1 protein-coding gene is annotated in these 2,169 nt (G+C 70.5%); it reads left to right on the top strand.

Annotated features, from left to right (window positions below):
• Positions 1-10 precede the first annotated feature (10 nt).
• Positions 11-2,169: FtsK/SpoIIIE domain-containing protein (locus AC5RV2_RS17295; RefSeq protein ID WP_494093359.1), on the top strand; the 2,159-nt coding region annotated here is incomplete at its 3' end.

The raw sequence follows: 2,169 nt of genomic DNA, 5'->3' as shown, positions 1-2,169 counted from the left end.
CGAGGTCGGCGTGCGCGTCACCCAGGCCGGTGCGGCCGCGAATTCCGCGGCCTCCGGCGCCCCGCCGTCGGACTCGGGGTTCACGATCCAGAACTACCGCGAGGATCCGGTCGAACCGGTCGTGGAACAGGGAACGCTGGACCCCCTGGCCGTGCCGACCGCCGAGGCGCTGGCCCGGGAACTGGCGCCGATGCGGCTCTCGGCGGACTCGCTGGAACACAACACCGCCGCCAGCTCGGACAGCTTCCTGGACATGCTCGGCCTGAGCCCGGCGCTGGACGAGGCCGACATCAGGCGGCTCTGGAAGCCCCGCAGCGAAGTGGACTTCCTGCGGATCCCGCTGGGCCCCGACGACCGCGGCCGGCCCGCCCTGCTGGACCTGAAGGAATCGGCGCAGTTCGGCATGGGCCCGCACGGGCTCTGCGTCGGCGCCACCGGCTCCGGCAAGTCGGAGATGCTGCGGTCGCTGGTGCTGGGACTGCTGGCCACCCATCCGCCGGAACTGCTGTCCATGGTGCTGGTGGACTTCAAGGGCGGCGCCACGTTCGCTCCCTTCGCCGACGCGCCGCAGGTCTCCGGCGTGATCACCAACCTCGCCGATGACGCAAGCCTGATCGAACGCATCTACTCCAGCCTCAACGGCGAGGTGGTCCGGCGGCAGGAAGTGCTCAAGGCCGCCGGCAACATCGCCAACATCACCGACTACCAGCTGCACCGGCAGGAACGGCTCGCCCGCGGCGAGGCCATGGAGCCGCTGCCGCACCTGGTGGTGATCATCGACGAATTCGGCGAACTGCTCACCGCCCGGCCCGACTTCATCGACCTGTTCCTCTCCATCGGCCGGATCGGCCGGTCCATCGGCGTGCACCTGCTGTTGAGCAGCCAGCGGATCGAGTCCGGCAAGCTGCGCGGGCTGGAGACCTACCTGTCCTACCGGATCGGGCTGCGCACGCTCTCCGAGTCTGAATCCCGCACCGTGCTGGACACGCCGGACGCCTTCCACCTGCCGCCGGTCCCCGGCTACGGCTACCTGAAGGTGGATACCACCGTCTACACAAGATTCAAGGCCGGCTACGTGTCGGGCCCGCTGGAGGATGTCCAGGCCCAGGAGGCGGAGGAAACCGCCGGCGACGACGGCCCCCGGGTGCTGCCGATGCCCACCTATGCGGCCAGCCTGGAGCGGACGGACGAGGCCGGCGCCGCTGCCGCCAGGCCGGCCCGTACCGGGGCGTCCAAACGCACCACCGGCCCGACCGTCCTGTCCACCCTGATGGCCACCCTGGCCGGGTTCCCGCGCGCCGTGGATCCCATCTGGCTGCCGCCGCTGCCGGCGGCGCTGGCACTGGACACCGCCGCCGGTTCGGTGACCACCACCAGCCAGGGCATCCGGCTCGCCTCCGGCGGCGCGCTGAAGGTCCCGATCGGCCTGCTCGATGACCCGGCCAAGCAGTGGCAGGGCGTCTGGGAACTGGACCTGAAGTCGGCGGGCGGCAACGTGGCCATCATCGGCGGGCCGCAGTCGGGCAAGAGCACCGCGCTGCGCACCATTGCGGCCTCGCTGGCCCTGACCCACAGCCCGCAGGAAGTGGGCATCTACTGCGTGGACCTGCTGGGGAACTCGCTGATCCCGCTGGAGGGCCTGCCGCACGTGGGCGGCGTGGCCGTGCGGACCAACCGCGAGGTAGTCCGCCGCACGGTGGAAGAAGTGCTGGCCATGCTCGGCGAGCGTGAGATCGTGTTCGAGAAGTACCAGGTGGATTCGCTGGCCACCCTGCGCAGGCTGTGCGCCCAGGGCAAGATTCCCGAGCTGCCCAGCGCCGACGTCGTGCTGGTCCTGGACGGCTACGGCCTGCTGACCGACGAATTCGAGGACATCGAACCGGCTGTGCACGCCCTGATCGCCCGCGGCGGCGGCTACGGCATCCACGTGATCACCACCGCCAACCGGCAGAACGAGATCCGGCTGGCCCAGCAGTCCTTCTTCGGCACCAAGATCGAGTTGCGCCTGGCCGATCCGGCAGATTCCTCCTACGGCCGCAAACTGGCCGAGACCATGCCCGCCGACCGGCCGGGCCGCGCGCTGACCGAGGCCAAGCTTTTCGGCCACTTCGCGCTCCCGCGCATCGACGGCGTGGCCGACGCGGACACGGCCACGCAGGGCACCCGGGA

This window comes from Arthrobacter sp. Y3225116 (assembly GCF_059091245.1).
This window is presented reverse-complemented; position numbering and strand designations above follow the sequence as displayed.